This is a genomic window from Allobosea sp. GW821-FHT09G06, from assembly GCF_059416005.1.
Genome location: NZ_JBWKOI010000002.1, coordinates 1228585 through 1244561 on the forward strand (window position 1 = coordinate 1228585; position 15977 = coordinate 1244561).

Consider the following 15977-nt stretch of genomic DNA (forward strand, 5'->3'; position numbering starts at 1 on the left):
CGAAATGTGTTCCGTGAACAAGGCTCCAACCGATACAGATGCGGATGGATTTATCGGGCTGCGGAAATGCTCTAAAGGCTGATCCGGTGCCGAACTTTCCCGGCCCCGGAATCCTGTCGAGCAGCCTGTTGAGCCTTTTTTCCACTCCCAAGCATCCCGGCTGGCGGCCGATGCTCGTTCTCGCATCGGCCTCGCCGCGTCGTCTCGCGCTGCTGGAGCAGGCTGGCCTCAAGCCGGACGCTTTGCTGCCCGCCGATCTCGACGAGACCCCGCTGAAGGGCGAGCGCCCGCGCGACCTCGCTCGCCGCCTGGCGCGCGAGAAGGCGCAGGCCGCGCGCGAGGGCGCCAAGGCCCGTGCCGATCTCGAAGGCTGCTACATCCTTGCCGCCGATACGGTCGTCGCTGTCGGCCGGCGCATCCTGCCCAAGGCCGAGATCGTCGACGAAGCCGCCGCCTGCTTGCGCCTGCTCTCGGGCCGCGCGCATCGCGTCTATACCGGCGTCGCGCTGGTGACGCCCTCAGGCACGATCCGCGACCGCATCGTCGAGACGCGCCTGCGTTTCAAGCGCCTCTCCACCGAGGATATCGAGACCTATCTCGCCTCGGGCGAATGGCGCGGCAAGGCTGGCGGCTACGCGGTGCAGGGCATTGCCGGCTCCTTCGTCGTCAAGCTCGTCGGCTCCTATACCGGCGTGGTCGGCCTGCCGCTCTACGAGACCGTCAACCTCCTGGGCGGCGAAGGCTTCCCCATCCGCTTCGGCTGGATGAACGCAGCCTGACACGGCGCCGATGCGGGTTGCCTGATCGCCTCTCGCGGCTGATCTTGCGGCCGGGAAACACGTCGATGAGAGGGAAGCCGAGATGACGGGACGTCTGAGCGGCAAGGTCGCGATCGTGGCCGGGGCCGGGTCGATCGGGCCGGGCTGGGGCAATGGCAAGGCGACGGCGACGATTTTCGCGCGCGAGGGCGCCAGGGTCGTCTGCGCCGACATCAACCGCGATGCGGCCGAGGAGACCGCCGGCATCATCCGCAACGAGGGCGGCGAGGCCTTCGCCATGCAGGCGGATGTGACGAAGGCGGAACAGGTCGCCGGGCTCGTCGCCCAGGCGCTCGGCCGCTATGGCCGCATCGACATCCTCGACAACAATGTCGGCATCGCCGAGGTCGGCAGCGTGGTCGATCTTTCCGAGGAGGTCTGGGATCGCGTTTTCCGGGTCAACCTCACCGGCGCCTTCCTGGCGATGAAGCATGTCATTCCGGTGATGCAGCGCCAGTTCGAGGAGACCGGCGAGGGCGGTTCGATCATCAACATCTCGTCGATCGCCTCGATCCGCCATACCGGCGTGCCCTATGCCAGCTATTCCGCGACCAAGGCGGCGCTGAATCAGCTCACCCGCACCACGGCCGTGCAATACGCGCCGCAGAGGGTTCGCGTGAACGCCATCCTGCCCGGCCTGATGAAGACGCCGATGGTCGAGCATTCCGCCGGCCTCGCCGCGGTCTACGGCAAGGACGATGTCGATGCGATGTGGGCGGCGCGAGCCGCGCAGGTCCCGATGGGGCATATGGGCGAGGCCTGGGACGTGGCCAATGCGGCGCTCTTCCTCGCCAGCGACGAGGCGCGCTACGTTACCGGCATCGAGCTCGTCGTCGATGGAGGCATCACGCTCAAATATGACTGACACTGAAAACGCCGCGCCGCCCGCAAAGCCCTGTCCGATCTGCGGCAAGCCGGCGGTCGCGCGCTTCAAGCCGTTCTGCTCGTCACGTTGCGCCGATATCGATCTCGGCCGTTGGCTGAAAGGCAGCTACGTCATTCCCGGCGAGCCCGTCGACGAGGCGGAAGAGGGCGCCCCTCAGCAGCCCGAACGCGAGGACTAGGAAACGCGCCCGCCGGATTGCACAGTGGCCGGATCGGTCCGGCGGTTATCAGGCCGGCCCCGGAGTGTTTCGACCCATGAGCAGCGGCACCGAGCCTCATATCGCGATCGTCGGCGCCGGCTTCGGCGGGCTCGAAGCCGCGCGCAACCTCGCTGGCGCTCCGGTCAGGATCACCATGATCGACCAGCGCAACCATCACCTGTTCCAGCCGCTGCTCTACCAGGTCGCGACCGCCTCGCTGCCGACATCCGAGATCGCCTGGCCGATCCGCTTCCTGCTGCGCGGCCACAAGAACGTCACGACCCTGCTCGGCACGGTCACCGGTATCGACCGGGCGAACAGGCAGGTGCTGCTGGAGGGCGAGCGGCCGATCGGCTTCGAAACGCTGATCCTCGCGACCGGCGCCCGCCATTCCTATTTCGGCCATGACGAATGGGAGCCCTATGCGCCGGGCGTGAAGACGCTGGAGGATGCGACGCGCATCCGGCGCCGCATCCTCTCGGCCTTCGAGCAGGCGGAATGGGAGATCGATCCGGAGCGGCGCGCGCAATGGCTCACCTTCGTGATCATCGGAGCGGGGCCGACCGGCGTCGAGCTTGCCGGCACCATCGCCGAGCTGGCGCATGACACGCTGCGCGGCGATTTCCGCAATATCGACACCCGCAGTGCCCGCGTCATCCTGGTCGAGGCGGGCCCGCGTATCCTCGCCGGCTTCACCGAGGACCTCTCGGCCTATGCCGAGCAGGCGCTGAACCGCCTCGGGGTCGAGGTCAGGCTCGGACAGCCGGTTTCCGAATGCCGTGCGGACGGAATCATGCTCGGCGGAGAGTTCCTGCCGGCCCTGACCACCCTGTGGGCGGCGGGCGTCGCAGCCTCGCCTGCGGCGGAATGGTTGGAGACCCCAGCCGACCGGGCAGGCCGCGTCCGTGTCGAGCCCGATCTTACGGCGCCCGGCGAGCCCGATATCTTCGTCATCGGCGATACCGCCTTCGTTGCAGGCGCCGATGGCAAGCCGGTGCCTGGCATCGCGCCCGCGGCCAAGCAGCAGGGGCGCTATGTCGCCGACCTCATCAAGGCGCGGCTGCGGGGCAAGCCGGCTCCGTCGCCCTTCGCCTATCGGAATGCCGGCAATCTCGCGACGATCGGCAAGCGCGCGGCCATCGTCGATTTCGGCTGGATCAAGCTGCGCGGGCGCCTGGCCTGGTGGATCTGGGGCATCGCCCACATCTTCTTCCTGATCGGCCTGCGCAACCGGCTCGCCGTCGCGCTCAACTGGCTCTGGATCTATGTCAGCGGCCACCGCAGCGCCCGGCTCATCACCCAGCGTGATTCGGCAGGTTCACGCGAGCCGCAATGAAGCATCGCTTGACGCCCCAAGAGGGCGCGCAAGTCGGTCGGGCTTGGTCGTATGATTGGCTGCTTGGCAGGGAAATGGTGCCCAGGGACGGCGTGCATCAATTGTGCAATTTCAATCGCTTAGCGCGCAGTGGGAAACGAAAATCGCCCGCACATTTATGGGGCTTTCGGCCTGTCTGTTCCCACTCTAGGAGCGCTCACCAGTTCGATTCCGCGTTCGGGCATCGAACCGTCGACCAATCCGAAACCGCCTTGCTCGAAAGAATCTGATCGGGCGACGTCGGGGGCTTAGCTTGGATTCCCGTCCCAAATTCAACCGCCCGATGAGCGCAAGCCCGAAGTCTGTCATTTGAATGAACATGTGCACGTTAGCAGCTACGTCACCCGAGCACGTAAGGTTGACAGGCTTAGCAAAAGTGGGAACCTATCCGCTCAAAGCCAGAGGGCGGTTATGACTTTTGATTCAACCGGAGGTCAGCCCGCGAAGGAACAGCACAGCCCGTTTGCGCATTTCATTCTGTCAGAAATCTGGGCGGCGGCAGCTGCCGCAGTAGCCTTGGTTCTATGCTTCGCAATATCGTTCTTATCTGGCTATTTGGCTGAGGCGATATCGATAAAGTATAAGGAGCCGTTTCTTTATCTTGAATGGATGCTGGGCTGGGTGGGAGTGGTCACAGCAACGTTTGAATTCGTAGTAATTAGTATTTTCCAGCTTTGGGTTCTTATTAAGCGGCTGGGAGGTGAATTGTGACGTCATGGGTGTCCGAGAATTCAGGGCTGGCAGCGCGCGACGCGGGGCGCCAGAGAAGGTTTTCGTTTCGGAGGCCGCCTGGACCCGAAGGCGTTATTTTTGGCTTGATCTTTCGTGTTGCTATAATGATCGCGGCGATCATTGTGCCGCTTGCAATTACTTTTCCGATAGCTTTTCTTTTGGGTGCGCCGCGCGGCTGGGCTGTCTTAGCTCCGTTCAGCGCGTTCTTCATCTTATCTATCCTATCCGGTGAATATATTAAGACGAAGGTTTACGAACTACTGTTCGCTAACGCGGACAAAGATGCAGCTGTTGATCTCACGTATGATCCTGAGGCGGTCTCATCGCGCCGATTGAAATGGTCGATTCACGCAAAGGAAACCTCCAAGATCGAGCACTCGATCGAGCTGGGCGCTAGTACGGAGCCGAGTGCGATCGGGATTCGTGTGGTGAGGAGAGTCTTTGACGTTGTATTGGCCGCCATCATGCTGGGGGCTCTTTCCCCCGTTTTGTTGGCCTTTGCGATCGCAATCCGAGCAGAAAGCCCCGGTCCGATTTTCTTTGCGCAGATGCGTATTGGGTTGAATGGAAGAGCTTTTCGTATTTGGAAGTTCCGTACTATGGTTTCGGCAGAAGACGCCCTCGTCGGGGGGGCTGCCAGAATAACCCGAGTTGGCCAGGTTGCTCGGCGCCTCTCCATTGACGAACTGCCCCAGCTTTTTAACGTGCTCCGGGGAGAAATGACTTTCGTCGGGCCTCGCCCGCTGCCGGTCTTTTACGAAGAGGCCCTCGAAAAGTCTGGCGAGAAGGCGCTACTCAATGCGCTCCATGAGTATCGTCCAGGAATAATCAGCCCATCTTTCGGTGGCGGTCGCGCTTCAGCTCCATCAGAAGTATCTGCTAGGATTTCGGCAGACGTTGAGTACGCGCGCAGCGCGACGCCTGTTCGGGACCTTTGGGTGATTGCTAAAGCGGTGGTCTGGTCGTTCAGGAATGTTGAGCGCTATTAATGCGGCGGTAACTTGCTTGGGATGGTAGCGGTAGAGGGACTCATACCCGCCCCCCCCGCGCAGAACAAATCGGGTTCAGCTACCGGGCGACCGCCATACGGCGCGTTGCCTGAGGGACCCGAACCGCCGCATAAATCGCGGCTGTCCGTGATAACGTGGCGCGCGCTTCGCCGACCTCTTTGAGGTGCAGCTTCTGCGCCTGCACATCAGCGGGCTGGGGGCGAAGCTCCACTTGATCAAGCTCTATCGCAATGCATCCATCTCACGACTTAGATGGCGCTGCTGGCTTGCGCCGTAAATGTCGCCAGATAACCTCGCAGACGCGGATTCGGCGTGCAGACAAATGTCATCCGACCGCTAGCGCTGGGGCAGGCAAACATGAGTTCGGAAGCCGATTTGCAGGTTGAGGTCGCGGCTGATCGTCAGTGGTATGAACTAGACCTACCTATCCGCGGCTGCGACTTCACGCTCGCCGATATCAAATCCGCATACCGCGACTTCCAACACATCACCCGCCAAGAAGGTGAGGCCACACTTGGCAAGCTAATTAAGCCGGAAGAGAAATCTCAAGCAGAATTCGATCAAGAACTTAGCAACCTTCGGAAGGACGCTTTCAATTTAACTCTGTCAATTATCGGCGAGGATGGCGTAACATTTTATGCTGAAAATGAATCCGCCTTTGATAACGCTTCTCTGCCGAAGCCAATTGCCTCGATATATTTTACAAACGCAAATTCGTTTAAAAGAAATGCCGGGGGAAACATCCCGCGCCAGCGTTTTGAAATTTGGCTCGACTTCCGAAAGCGCCCTCTCATTGACACGGACACAATATTGTCCGACCCAACGCCAAACGCGTCAAAGATAAATATATCGGCGGAAGATTTGCGCTATTTCAGCGCTATAAAAGCGATAGCTAGAGATAAGCTGCTTTCTAAGCAGAGATGGTACTCGTTCATTCACGCTAAGCTTTTTTATGATCTTGGGCTTTTCGCTGTCGCGCTTCCTTATATATTCTTCACCGAGACGGTCTTGATCGAAGGGTTGATCCAAAAACACGCTTCGATAGCGCCCTTTCGTATTCCAATGTTTATATATTTCACATATCTCGGATTGATAGCTTACAGAGCGCTAATCGGTTACGCAAAATGGGCGTACCCAGTAAATATTCTATCGGAAAACAAAGACAATCCATCACTTCATCGCCCGGTAATTGGCGGATTGATTTTGGCCTTGATAGGTTATCTTATAAAAACGGCTCTGTCGTTCGCGAGTTTACCGATAGTTGGGTAAGGCGCGCTGCTTGGTCAAAGAACGTCAGCTTGGGAAGCGGTAGCAGGCCGTTGCCGCACAGGCGCCGCGTTCCCCACTAGCGACTGAGCGGCAGCATCCACACGATAGCGCCGAAGGCGATCCATGCCGCCGCGACCAGTGCTACCTCGGCATGACGCAGCATCGCCCGGCGCCACCAGGGCCACGCCGCCCGCCGCGCCCGCAGCTCGGCATTGTCGCGGCCGATCTGCTGCCAATGGCCCATCAGAGCAGCGAGCCCTGCGCCGGCCGATCATCTTCGCCGCTGTCGCCGTCTTTCTTCCCGCCGCGTGCCACGATGTCGAGCGACCCACCGGGGAGGGGGCGTTGAAGTGCTTTCGCTTCCTCCCATGGGGCCGTCATCCAGGCCTCGCATTCCTCCGGCGTCGTCAGGATGACCGGCATGGCCTTGGGGTGGATTGCTCCAACCTCGGCATTCGGATCGGTGGTCAGGAAGGCGTAGACGTCAATCGTCTCCTCGCCGGTCTTGATCTTGCGCACGCTGGTCCATTGCCGCGCCCAGATTCCGGCGAAGAACGCAGTAGGCCGCTCCTCACCGAAAGCGAACCAGATATCCTGCTTCGTGCCCCAGTCAAATTCGCTGAAGCTGTTGAACGGGACAAGGCACCTGCTCTCGACACCGAGCCACCGCTTCCAGTGCGAGCTCGAGGTGTTGCGGACGTTCGTCGTCCCGCCGTCCGGCTCCATGCGGAGCATCTGGTCGAAGTCGACCTCTTTGCCCTTGGCGCGGAGCTTGTCCGCCCGCTTGGTCGCAGCGTCGAGCAGCGCCTTCTTCGACGACGGCATGCCCCATCGGGTCATGGCCAGCCGCGGGCCGCCCTCGTCATTGCGGACGATCGGCGCGGCATAGTCGGGGAAGATGCCCGGCAGCGGCGGAACGTTCACGCCCGCATCGTTGAAATTGGCGAAGAGCTTTCGGATCGCTTCTACGTTGCGGGTGTGGCTGTAGAGGTTGCACATGCGCTTCGCCTTTGGCTGCGGGCCGCGAGTTCGGGGCTCACCGTATCAGAGTAGCCAGAGAAAACGTGCGTGGCTTCCTCTTGTGTCAGGAGCGAGCCGCCGTGCGTTTCATGAAACGCTCGCGCGAAGGCCTCGCTTTCGAAGCGAGCACGGACAAGCCCGAGGTGATCGTCATAGTCCACGCGGAAGCCGGTGCCCCTGCAGTCCAGCCATTCCGCGAACTCGCGTTCGAATGCCGGCCCCTGTTGACGGGTGGCCATGCAGATCACGCTGTAGAAGACAGGCGGCGGCTTGTCCTCGTGGATGAGGTAGTAGTCGCCCCACTCTTCGTGATCTCCCAAATACGGGCCGCTGATCAGGCAGCGGTTTGTGGCCGCGAGATCCCTTGCCCATTCGACGCCGCAGTCCTCGATGTCGTTGGCTGTCGCCGCGCCGGTTTCGCCGGGGTGGCTGGCGGTATACGCGATTGCGTATCGAACGCGCTCAATCACCTCCGACCCGACGCCGGCGTTCGGCTGGTGCATCAGGATTATCTGGGCGCTGCTCATCCTTGCCTCCTTCGATGACCTTCCAGGGCCGCATAGACGGTGGCAGATCGGGTGGTGGGTTCGCTCTCAAATCCGGGCAATACCCGCCACATGCGAAGTCTCGATCCGCGACCAGCCGGCCGCTTTTGGATTTCGGCCGGCCGGGACAGGTCGCATGGAAGCGAACGATCAGTTCCTCGATCGTCTCGGCCGCTCCGAACTTCTCGGCCAGCTTCGCCAGACGCGCGTCGCCATACCGTCGGCATTTCGTGCAGCGGAAGCGCACGATGATCCATGGGTAGAACTCCAACGACGTGTGCGGGCCGGGCGGCTCGCTCACGGCTCCTGATCGCGGATGGGCCGCGCACCTTGCGAGAACAGGCCGCGTAGATAGCCGCGCGAAACGGATCGATCAGCGTCGGCCAGGAGAACGATGAAGTCGTGCGCCAGCGCGCGCAGTGCGGCGCTTTCAGAGCCGTGCTCTTCCAACAGCATGGACACGATACCGGTGATCTCGGCGTCCAGCGTGGTGTCTTCGACCTGCTGATCGACTGGTTGCGCTGACATGCCTTGCGCCCTCGAAAATGAGAACGTAATGAGAACAAACCGACCCCGAGGAGTCAAGCCATGGCCAGCGTCGACACGTTCTTCCTTCAGCCGTTCAAGACCCATCGGAAGCGTCTGGTGCCAGGCCAACGCGTGCTGGCGAAGACCAAACATCACGCCCTGAACGAGGGCGAACGCCTAGGGAAAACAGCCGAGGGCGTGGCTGTCATCCACGTCACAGCGGATGACGAAACAGGCGAGGTCAGCGCGCTCGATGTCCTGGCACGCCATGGGGCGATCCCTGATGAATTCGAGGAGCAGATCAGGGCGCTATGACGATCAACCTCACGCTCCGGCGCACCTACGACGACCATCCGCGCCCTGAGGACAACGATAAGTTTTGGTCGGTCGATTGCGACGGCTATTACGTCGCGTCGTTGGTTCTGGTCCACGGCCCGTCGGATCAACCGCCGGATTGGCAGTGGAATTTCCACCTTCACGCCGGCCGGCATGGGAACGGCGCGTTGCAGGCGACGCCGCTCAGCGGTCGCGCCCAAAGCCGTGATGCTGCGCTCCCCGATATGCGTAGGGCGATGGGGCGCTATCTCGAATTCATCGGCCCGGAGGGCTGGGCTGCGCACGTCAACCACATGGAATGGTTGAAGGAGCGCAAGGAAGCTACGCGACGTCGGGAGAATCGGGCATAGCGACGTCATGCCGTTCCCGCCCGCCAATCCGCCGCACGTTTTCTCCGTCCTGGCGGGCCGCGAGGTCTCGACCTGGTCGGAGGAGTGGAAACACGAGTGCGAGGTGCGCTTTCTGGCCGGACTGCCGCTGCGGGAGCGAAACGACGCACTGGACGGCGTAAAGGACGGGCTGCGCGGAATGAAAAGCATCCGCGGCGAAGCAGCCGTAGCGCACCTGCGCGCTGAGATTGATCGCTACGCGCGGCTGAAGGCTACGCCCTAGACTTGCCAGCGCCGGGAAACGAACCAAGCGACAGCCACCACCGCCATCATGGCCGCCGCGACGACAACTGGGTCGTCCATGTCCTCACTCCTGCGGATCGGTGATGTAGAACCCGAAAGCTGAGGCGCAGGCCAAAACCACGCCGATCTCAAGCAAGCCCATCGTTGCCTCCTCCTGACGATGAGGAGCAACCAGCGGGCGTTAGCCATTGTTCCGCCACATGTGAGGCGAACTGCGAGTGATATTCGGGATGGGATCGGCGGGCTGGGGCCTCGATCAGGAGCTGCCGGTACATCCGCGGCTCGCTCTCCGACCAAAGGGTAAGAAGCGAGCCGGCCGGCTGGGGGAAGTTACGCCGGCTCGCTTCGGATGGTCATCTTGGCAGAGGACCCATCGCTATCGTCCATGGGGTACAACGGTGATAGCGGATCATGAACGGGCTGGTACCGCTCTAGTTCCAACGCGTTCGAAAGATTGGTAGCGATCGCGCGCATCACGGCCGTATCACTAAGCTGCCAAACCGCGGTCCAACTGAAACATGACGTTTTGCGTGAGGTCCTCTTCATCGAGCGCCAATGGCGCGCAGGAGGCGACTATATAGGCTATGCGCTCACGCTCCCTGGCATGCTCGGGCTCTGGAATGCTATCCTTTACCTCGTTCCAAACTCTCTCGAGCGATGCATAAGCGCGAGCAATATCGGTAGGATCATTGAGCGACGAGAATGGCATTGCCCCTTCCTCATAAGGCGTTTTGTGGAGATTGATCTAGGAGCGGCCTCTACAACTTCAAGGACGAATTTTTGGAGCGAGGCGGTCTTGAAAGGTGGGATCGATCGCTCCTAAATGACGCCATCCGGCGCCGCTGACCGCGCGTGCGGAAATCCGGACCCATGTGCTTTCAGGAGGATGTGGTAATGGCGCGATTGCCTTCCGATGAATTCGAACGCCCCGTTGTAATCTTGACTGGCCTCGGCATTCCGACTGCGGTTTCCACCGCAATGGAGGCCTATATGTTTCTTTCGGACTGGCCTCGAAACGCCAGAGATGCAGTCCATGCGCTGGCCTGCAAGGCCTGCCTCGCCGCAGTGCGCGGGGACATTGAGGCCGAGACAGCGAGAGGTCTCTTCGCATCCTGGGCGGAGAAGAACGATATTCTTGCTCTGGAAGCCGCCGCATTTGCTAGCAGCCGGAGCACCGGGCCTCACGGCACTGCATAAAGTAGACATGGCCCCGCCAACCGGAGAGCTGGCGGGGCCACTGGATCTCCACCGCTTAGGAGACGTGGGCTTCAGGCGATGTAAACCGAGGCCTCGTCGGCATCCTCGCGCAGCCCCTTATAGGAGGCATGCCGGAGCTTGCCGTCGTCGGTCCAGGCGCGAAACGCTACCTCGGCCACGAGCTGCGGCTTTATCCAGCGGTTGGCCTGACGGGAGCCAGCGACCCTCACCGCCGATTTCGGAATGATGAGCGCGTCCATCTGCTTTCGAAGTTGAGCGCCACTCGCTTGCGTGAAGCCCGTGCCTACGCTGCCGACATAGACGAGCTCGTTCCCCTTGCGCGCGGCGAGCAACAGTCTTGCGATCCCTCCCAGCGCCATTGCGGAGGGTTCGTAGCCGATGATGGCAAAGCTTTCTGACTGGACGCATTTGATCTTGAGCCAATCGCCGCTCCGGCCGGATCGGTATGGCGCGTCACGACGCTTCGCGATGACGCCCTCAAGCCCGAGCTCGCAGGCCTTTCGAAGGAACCGATCGCCCTCCGCGTCGATCTCCTCGCTGAAGCGGATCGAGCCATGCGGCGTGCGGCCGATCAGTTGCTCGAGCATCTGGCGCCGCTCTTCCAGTTCCAGAATGCGCAGATCCTGGCCGTCGAGGTACAGAAGATCGAAGGCATAGAGCGATGCCTCGGCCGCGAAACGCTTGCCTCCCCGACCACCCAACGCCTTTTGGAGCGCACCGAAGTCCGAAGCGCCCCGCTCATCGAGCACGACCGCTTCGCCGTCGAGAATGGCGCTATCTAGCCCAAGCTCGCGGGCATCATGGGCAATGGTCGGAAAGCGCGCGGTCCAGTCGTGCCCACCTCGTGTGAGGATACGAACCCGGCTCCTCTCGATATGGATAGCGAGCCGGTAGCCATCCCACTTTACCTCGAAGGCCCAATCGTGGCCTGCAGGGGCCTTCTTCGCCAGCAGAGCCAAGCATGGCTCGACCCGGTCCGGCATGGGATCGGCGAAAAGATCGCGCCCGCCGTTCCTTCGCCGCGCCACCGGGCCCTTGACCAGATCAGCCGCAGGCCCGGCTCTGAAAACCCGACGCGCACACATCGAACGCAACTCCACCACGCAACGAGTCGCGAACTAGCTGCGCGTCGAATCGTTCCGCGGTCGGAACTGACAGCACGCGGCGCGGTTGAAAGTCAGGCAGAGTGTTGCGTGGGGTGCTGAGATGGTCGCGATCTGGAGAGGGGCCGAAGTTCCTCGGAAGCCCAGCCCGGTGAAACGGGTGCTCCGTACCGAAAATTGCCAGGACGAGGACGGCAATCGCTATACCGTCATCGTTTGGAGGGATTGGCCAGGCCTCTCGACTGTCTCATACTCGCTCGAAGACGGTACGCCGGTCCACTACGAGGATGAGTGCTATTTCACGACGCCAGAGGGTAGGATGATCACTCGCTGCGAAGATTGATGCGGTGAAGCCATGTCTGAGAAGCCGACAATTGCCATTCCCGTTATAAAGCCTACGACGATCATTTTGAGCTCTGATCCTCGCGGCGATGCGACGATCAAATTCGAGACGGGCGGAGATTCCGACGTCCTTATGATTCTACCAATGGCCGCTCTGTTTGAGCTGGAAGCCCTACTCGCGAGAGCCAGCCAGGAGCAGGCTAAGTCTCAGCCCGTGCAGTGACGGTTGGCCGAGTTCAGCGCTGCCAGAAGCGATCCCATGCCCGCTGAGCCAGATCGTCTTCGTCCAGTGCAACCAAGGCATAGGACGCTACGATGTAGGCGAGACGGGTGCGCTCATACTCCTGATCCGCCTCAGCGATGAGCGGCTTGATCCGGTCCCACACTTGCTCAAGCGCGCCCTGAGCGCGGGCTATGTCGGCTGGGTCGTGCAAAGATGAGAACGGCATGGTGACGGAAGCTAACCGCGCCTCCGAGATGGAGGCAACCGAAAAGCCCGACCCCACTGGCAAGGGTCGGGCTCTATCACGCGGCGAGCACACGCTGGGCAGCGACGGGCTCAGCCTGCGGTGATTACCAGGTCTGGCGGTCGTACCAGGTGTCGACGTCAGTCTTCACCTTGTCCTTCTCGATCCCGTAGCGCTCCTGGATTTTGCCTTCGAGCTGGTCGCGCTTGCCGGCAATGACGTCGAGATCGTCATCGGTCAGCTTGCCCCACTGTTCCTTCACCTTGCCCTTGAGCTGCTTCCAGTTTCCTTCGACGCGGTTCCAGTCCATCGGGACCTCCTGTTGTTGGGATATGAAAAGAACGCCTTACCGGGCGTTCGGTTCGGACAAAAAAGAAAAGACCCCGTCAGCCGGAGCTGACGGGGTCAGTCGAGATTGATGCAGCACGGGAGGTAAAACGACCGATCGGCCGCTCAGGTTCCTCGCTTTCGAAGCTCATCGAGTTCGCGGCGAAACTGCTGCATAGCATCTCTGAGGCTGTAAGTGTCGCCGAATGCCTTCTTTTGGTCGTCAATCTGGCGCTGAAGGTTGGAATCCGACTGCTCGATTGAACGACGCAGGTTCGTTTCCAATGCCGTGACATCGGTGTTCAAGCGATCCATCTCCTGTCGAGTCCGTCCGGATCGTTGGTCAAGTTCGCGAACAGAGACGTATTTCTCCCCCATCGCGATCAGCGCATCACCTTGCTTGTTGAGCAGGGATTTCATGTCGCCTTGAGCCTCGCGGATCGGCCAATACGCCATGCCGCCGATGGCGATCATGAACGACAGTGCGATGCCACCGAAGCCGATGATGACGGACCAGTTCGTCTTGCCGCTAGCCGAAATTTGTTGCGACAAGCCGGAGATCTGGCTTGATAGCCCCGCTACGCCCTGCTCCAGCCCATAGACGCGCTGTTCCAGCGCCCCGATGTTGTAGCGGGCCTGATGATCGGGAGAGCCACTTCCGCCGCCGCGTCTGCTCATATCGGTCACCCCAATCTCCTCTCCAGTAGCCTAGGCTGTCAGAAGCGCGTCGTTACAGAGGGGTCGGGGACCTTCGCCTTGATCTCCGGCGTCGTGACGATCTGCGCCACCTCGGGCAGCGCCGCAGCCGACGCCACCAAGCCGGCCTTGCGGCGGATGTAGAGGCTGTACCCCGTCGTGATCAGGGTCATGAGCGCGCCGACAACGATCTGCATCGAGCCATCGTCAAGATAGCCGCGAGTGACCAGAGCGGCGCCGGCCGTCTGCAGGAGAGTACGAACAAGGCTCCAGAATTGCTCGATCGTGAACATCGCTCAGGCTCCTGCGGCTGCGGTCTGGAGGGTGACGCCGGTCGCTTCGCCGGCGGCGAGGACGGCCTCATAGGCCTTGGCGGCGGCAGAGAGCGCGGAGGCGACGTCGCTCGGCGGGTTGTCGCAGACCGAGCTGACGGCCGCGGCTGCTTGCTTGGCGAGAGCCTTATGTTTCTCGGGCGCGAAGATGCTGGCGCCCATGGCGACCGCTCGAAGCGCGCCGCAGTACCGCGAGAGCTGCTCAGAGACCTGCGCGACCTTGGTGTCGTACTTGGTCTGGCCGATGACCTGGCCGGCGCCGGCGGCGATCTGTTGCCAGCCCGAGCTCGAGGTCTGCGAAAGCTGATAGCCGGTGACGTTCTGGCAACCGGCGAGCGCCAGCGCTCCCAGGGCGACAAGCGCCAGGATGATGCGGTTCATGGATGTGCTCCCAAGGGATGAGACGCGGCAGGCCCGGCCGCAGCGGGTAGACCCCCAAATGGGAGGTGTCGCTAGGTCACCTTTCCGGTTGCATGACGCGGGGGCGACGAGGACGGGTCATGAAAACCGGCAGGAAGCTGGCGCTCGCCAACAAGTGGGCTAAGGCGAAGCGCGAGCAAAAAGAACGGAAGAGCGAAGAAGCGGACAGGTCGAAACCGAGGCTCGTCGCGGATCAGGGGGTGAGCAAAGAAGACGTCGACAAGCGGAATTGATCGCCGCAGGCTTTCGCTCCGACCACGTTGGGATCAAACGCTAGCCGGGAGATGTCCCACTTGCCGCGCTGCTGGACGCCGAGCGTGCCTTGGACCTCGGCATGCGACAAAACCGTGCGCGGCTTCACCGGGATGGAATAGCGGTGGCAGAGGTCAGCAAGCACGGCCGGCAGCGTGTCCCACTGCTTCCGCGTCATCGGAGCCAATCCGGCCTTGAAGGGACTTTGGACTGCCCCGGCCATGCAGCATAGCGATACCCCGATCGAGCCGGTGTTGCAGCCCAACGTGTGCGCAGCGTAGCCAGGTTTCACCCCGCGCGCATCGTTGCGATCGATCGAAGGGATACCTCGGACGAGCTTGCCGTCACCCTCGATCAGGATATGGTAATGACTGCGGTCGAGCCCTGACGCTCGATGGGTTCCAGCGGTCCAGTGGACTATCACCCGGTCCAATTGCGCGGCGGGCATCCAGTCGGCCGGTACGTGCCCCCCAGCCCCCGGCTGACCCGCCGCTTTCTTAGCGATTCCAGCTTGCAGCGCCTCAATCGTCCTTTGGTCAGGGGACTCGGTCACCGGCAGGTCATTGTCGCGCTGGAAATCGTTCATTGCATCGCGCGTTTCGCCGCCGAATGAGCCGTCCGCCCCGAACTTGGGCATTGGATAGCCGAGCGCGACCAGCGCCCGCTGAATTGCGGTCGTGTCCATAGAGGCTCCGGATGTGAAAAAGCCCGCACAAGGCGGGCGGAGCGGGCTTAGCTGCCCTGTAGATGGGTGATGGGTTCAGATTTTTACCAATTATTCGCCTTGTCGTTTCCGTAACGCCGCCGTCACGATAGAACTCGCGGGAAGAAGCAAATGAGCCATGCCAATGACCGACGACGCTATCGGCTACGACGACACACAATCCGCCTGGAGCAAGATTATCTGGCGTGCGGCAGGATTATTGCTCTTCTTGTCTCCCGCTGCGATTGCGGGATGCGCGCTCTTGGTTTCACTCGAATAGTGACCGGCAACATGCGGCGAGGATTATCTCGGTTCACTTGAGGTAATGACGCAACGTTAGCTGATTTGGCGCGTTTCTATATCGAGGTCTGGCCCCGCCTCATTGCATCGGCCGGGGGCCGGCTCGGCTCGCTTCTAAGGAGGCGAGCCGGGTCTTCCGCTATGGAGTGTGCCGTGAAGGGTCGATTAATAGTGCCGGTCTACTTGGCTGCGACGGCCTTCGCCATGGTCGCGTGGGTTGCCGGCATCGCTTATAGCGTTTGGATTTTGCTATTCGGCTAGTTCGGAAGCGCGGTCGGCCAGCTCGAGGAATATCGCCGTACAAACCAAGTAGACGGTGCAGACCGCGAGCATGGGTGGATCCTCGTACTGATTCGTCCCCCGACTAACGGGAACCTGACATCAAGAGTTCGTATGCGTCCGCAACATTCGTTGCTGCGCCGCAAAAGTTGGCGGGAACGTTGTCGACCTCAGCACGTATATTGCAT

General features: G+C 61.3%; 24 protein-coding genes. 12 read left to right on the forward strand and 12 right to left on the reverse strand.

The window, feature by feature from the left end; all coding sequences use genetic code 11:
• Positions 1-170: 170 nt before the first annotated feature.
• The 7 genes from AC07NY_RS16050 to AC07NY_RS16080 all read left to right on the forward strand — a co-directional run bounded on the left by AC07NY_RS16050 (position 171) and on the right by AC07NY_RS16080 (position 6289).
• Positions 171-779 carry a Maf-like protein gene (locus AC07NY_RS16050; protein WP_494584643.1) on the forward strand — a complete coding sequence of 203 codons (609 nt, stop codon included), beginning with the start codon at positions 171-173 and terminating at the stop codon, positions 777-779.
• A gap of 82 nt (positions 780-861) precedes the next feature.
• Positions 862-1683 carry an SDR family NAD(P)-dependent oxidoreductase gene (locus AC07NY_RS16055; RefSeq protein ID WP_494584644.1) on the forward strand — a complete coding sequence of 274 codons (822 nt, stop codon included), beginning with the start codon at positions 862-864 and terminating at the stop codon, positions 1681-1683.
• Positions 1676-1882 carry a DNA gyrase inhibitor YacG gene (gene yacG, locus AC07NY_RS16060; RefSeq protein WP_494584645.1) on the forward strand — a complete coding sequence of 69 codons (207 nt, stop codon included), beginning with the start codon at positions 1676-1678 and terminating at the stop codon, positions 1880-1882. Before AC07NY_RS16055 ends, yacG begins: the two co-directional genes overlap by 8 nt.
• A gap of 76 nt (positions 1883-1958) precedes the next feature.
• Complete coding sequence (locus tag AC07NY_RS16065; protein ID WP_494584646.1) at positions 1959-3239, forward strand: NAD(P)/FAD-dependent oxidoreductase; 1281 nt, start codon at positions 1959-1961, stop codon at positions 3237-3239.
• A 450-nt stretch (positions 3240-3689) separates the two neighbouring features.
• Positions 3690-3989 carry a hypothetical protein gene (locus AC07NY_RS16070; protein WP_494584647.1) on the forward strand — a complete coding sequence of 100 codons (300 nt, stop codon included), beginning with the start codon at positions 3690-3692 and terminating at the stop codon, positions 3987-3989.
• A 485-nt stretch (positions 3990-4474) separates the two neighbouring features.
• Positions 4475-4999, forward strand: a complete 525-nt coding sequence (locus tag AC07NY_RS16075) for a sugar transferase (protein WP_494584693.1) — start codon at positions 4475-4477, stop codon at positions 4997-4999.
• A 378-nt stretch (positions 5000-5377) separates the two neighbouring features.
• On the forward strand, positions 5378-6289 hold the full coding sequence (locus AC07NY_RS16080; RefSeq protein ID WP_494584648.1) for a hypothetical protein: 912 nt from the start codon (positions 5378-5380) through the stop codon (positions 6287-6289).
• 76 nt (positions 6290-6365) lie between these two features.
• Here the strand turns inward: AC07NY_RS16080 and AC07NY_RS16085 are convergent, their stop codons facing one another.
• From AC07NY_RS16085 to AC07NY_RS16105, 5 genes are read right to left on the reverse strand one after another with little or no spacing between them, the layout of a single operon-like run.
• Complete coding sequence (locus AC07NY_RS16085) at positions 6366-6533, reverse strand: hypothetical protein (protein ID WP_494584649.1); 168 nt, start codon at positions 6531-6533, stop codon at positions 6366-6368.
• Positions 6533-7288, reverse strand: coding sequence for an SOS response-associated peptidase (locus AC07NY_RS16090; protein ID WP_492286388.1), 756 nt, complete (start codon positions 7286-7288; stop codon positions 6533-6535). Before AC07NY_RS16090 ends, AC07NY_RS16085 begins: the two co-directional genes overlap by 1 nt.
• A complete protein-coding gene (locus tag AC07NY_RS16095) occupies positions 7255-7836 on the reverse strand; it encodes a hypothetical protein (RefSeq protein WP_494584650.1) in 582 nt (193 codons plus the stop codon). Before AC07NY_RS16095 ends, AC07NY_RS16090 begins: the two co-directional genes overlap by 34 nt.
• Entirely contained in the window at positions 7772-8155 is a 384-nt protein-coding gene (locus AC07NY_RS16100; protein ID WP_492286386.1) for a hypothetical protein, read from the reverse strand. Before AC07NY_RS16100 ends, AC07NY_RS16095 begins: the two co-directional genes overlap by 65 nt.
• Complete coding sequence (locus AC07NY_RS16105; protein ID WP_494584651.1) at positions 8152-8382, reverse strand: hypothetical protein; 231 nt, start codon at positions 8380-8382, stop codon at positions 8152-8154. Before AC07NY_RS16105 ends, AC07NY_RS16100 begins: the two co-directional genes overlap by 4 nt.
• A gap of 60 nt (positions 8383-8442) precedes the next feature.
• On the opposite strand from AC07NY_RS16105, the gene AC07NY_RS16110 reads away from it, so the two are divergent.
• From AC07NY_RS16110 to AC07NY_RS16125, 4 genes are all read left to right on the forward strand, one after another.
• Complete coding sequence (locus AC07NY_RS16110) at positions 8443-8697, forward strand: hypothetical protein (RefSeq protein ID WP_494584652.1); 255 nt, start codon at positions 8443-8445, stop codon at positions 8695-8697.
• A complete protein-coding gene (locus AC07NY_RS16115) occupies positions 8694-9068 on the forward strand; it encodes a hypothetical protein (RefSeq protein ID WP_494584653.1) in 375 nt (124 codons plus the stop codon). The genes AC07NY_RS16110 and AC07NY_RS16115 overlap by 4 nt, the downstream gene beginning before the upstream one ends.
• A gap of 7 nt (positions 9069-9075) precedes the next feature.
• Complete coding sequence (locus AC07NY_RS16120) at positions 9076-9330, forward strand: DUF7696 family protein (protein ID WP_494584654.1); 255 nt, start codon at positions 9076-9078, stop codon at positions 9328-9330.
• 914 nt (positions 9331-10244) lie between these two features.
• On the forward strand, positions 10245-10547 hold the full coding sequence (locus AC07NY_RS16125) for a DUF982 domain-containing protein (RefSeq protein WP_494584694.1): 303 nt from the start codon (positions 10245-10247) through the stop codon (positions 10545-10547).
• A 71-nt stretch (positions 10548-10618) separates the two neighbouring features.
• Here the strand turns inward: AC07NY_RS16125 and ligD are convergent, their stop codons facing one another.
• Together ligD and AC07NY_RS16135 are read right to left on the reverse strand one after the other, a co-directional pair.
• The gene (ligD, locus tag AC07NY_RS16130; protein WP_494584655.1) at positions 10619-11653 is read right to left on the reverse strand and encodes a non-homologous end-joining DNA ligase; all 1035 of its coding nucleotides are present in this window, start codon (positions 11651-11653) and stop codon (positions 10619-10621) included.
• A 596-nt stretch (positions 11654-12249) separates the two neighbouring features.
• Positions 12250-12462: a hypothetical protein gene (locus tag AC07NY_RS16135; protein WP_494584656.1), complete on the reverse strand. Its 213-nt coding sequence runs from the start codon at positions 12460-12462 to the stop codon at positions 12250-12252.
• Between AC07NY_RS16135 and AC07NY_RS16140 the strand changes: the two genes are divergently transcribed.
• Positions 12461-12586: a hypothetical protein gene (locus AC07NY_RS16140; protein WP_494584657.1), complete on the forward strand. Its 126-nt coding sequence runs from the start codon at positions 12461-12463 to the stop codon at positions 12584-12586. The two genes, AC07NY_RS16135 and AC07NY_RS16140, sit on opposite strands and share 2 nt — an antisense overlap.
• Here AC07NY_RS16140 and AC07NY_RS16145 read toward each other — a convergent pair whose 3' ends face one another.
• The 5 genes from AC07NY_RS16145 to AC07NY_RS16165 form a co-directional block, all read right to left on the reverse strand.
• Positions 12587-12790 carry a CsbD family protein gene (locus AC07NY_RS16145; RefSeq protein ID WP_492286375.1) on the reverse strand — a complete coding sequence of 68 codons (204 nt, stop codon included), beginning with the start codon at positions 12788-12790 and terminating at the stop codon, positions 12587-12589. It lies immediately after the preceding gene.
• A 143-nt stretch (positions 12791-12933) separates the two neighbouring features.
• Positions 12934-13494, reverse strand: a complete 561-nt coding sequence (locus AC07NY_RS16150) for a hypothetical protein (RefSeq protein ID WP_492286374.1) — start codon at positions 13492-13494, stop codon at positions 12934-12936.
• A 29-nt stretch (positions 13495-13523) separates the two neighbouring features.
• Positions 13524-13796 carry a Pam3-gp28 family putative phage holin gene (locus AC07NY_RS16155; protein WP_494584658.1) on the reverse strand — a complete coding sequence of 91 codons (273 nt, stop codon included), beginning with the start codon at positions 13794-13796 and terminating at the stop codon, positions 13524-13526.
• 3 nt (positions 13797-13799) lie between these two features.
• Positions 13800-14216: a hypothetical protein gene (locus AC07NY_RS16160; protein WP_492286372.1), complete on the reverse strand. Its 417-nt coding sequence runs from the start codon at positions 14214-14216 to the stop codon at positions 13800-13802.
• Between the two features lie 232 nt (positions 14217-14448).
• Positions 14449-15192 (reverse strand): peptidoglycan recognition protein family protein, encoded by a 744-nt coding sequence (locus AC07NY_RS16165; protein ID WP_494584659.1) that lies wholly within the window; start codon positions 15190-15192, stop codon positions 14449-14451.
• Positions 15193-15977 lie beyond the last annotated feature (785 nt).